The organism is Micromonospora sp. C31, assembly GCF_018070575.1.
GTDB lineage: Bacteria > Actinomycetota > Actinomycetes > Mycobacteriales > Micromonosporaceae > Micromonospora.
In genome coordinates this window covers 1-782 of the sequence record NZ_JAGPXN010000071.1, presented here as the reverse complement: position 1 = coordinate 782, position 782 = coordinate 1, and the positions used below count along the sequence as shown (strand labels likewise).

The following is a 782-nucleotide window of genomic DNA, read 5'->3' as shown; positions in this document are numbered from 1 at the left end:
GCCGGCTTCTTGTTGCCGTTGCCGTCGAAGAGCAGCGGGGTGCCGCTGGCCCGCCAGGAGTCGGTGTCGCGGATGCCCCAGACGGTGATGCCGGTGCAGCGGGCGACGGCGAGGCAGTCGTTGACCACGTTGCGGTAGGCGGTGGCCTGGCTGGTGCCGGAGCCCTCGATGTCGAGTTCGGTGATCTGGACGTCGACGCCGAGTGCGGCGAAGCTGGACAGGGTGGTGCGGTAGTTGCCCGGGTAGGGCGAGCCGCTGTTGAAGTGCGACTGGAGGCCGACGCAGTCGATCGGTACGCCGCGGGTCTTGAAGTCGCGGACCATGTTGTAGACGGCCTGGGTCTTGGCGTGCGTCCAGTCGTCGGTGTTGTAGTCGTTGTAGCAGAGCTTGGCGCCGGGGTCGGCGGCCCGGGCGGCCCGGAACGCCGCTTCGATCCAGTCGTTGCCGGTGCGTTGGAGGTTGGAGTCGCGGCGGGCTCCGCTGCTGCCGTCGGCGAACGCCTCGTTCACCACGTCCCACGAGTCGATCTTTCCGCGGTAGTAGGTGGCGACGCGGGTGACGTGGTTCAGCATCGCGGAACGCAGGGCGCTGCCGGACATGTTCTGCATCCAGCCGGGCTGCTGCGAGTGCCAGGCCAGGGTGTGGCCGCGCACCTTCATCCCCCGGCCGAGGGCGTGGTTGACGATCCGGTCGGCGTTGCCGAAGGTGAACTGGTTCTGCTGCGGCTCGGTCGCGTCGATCTTCATCTCGTTCTCGGGAGTCACACTGTTGAACTCCCGGTT

General features: G+C 67.6%; 1 protein-coding gene. It reads right to left on the bottom strand.

Going from position 1 to position 782, the window contains the following annotated elements; genetic code table 11:
* Positions 1–782 (bottom strand): endo-1,4-beta-xylanase (locus KBX06_RS27485; protein WP_210839965.1); only part of this gene is annotated, 782 nt, incomplete at both ends.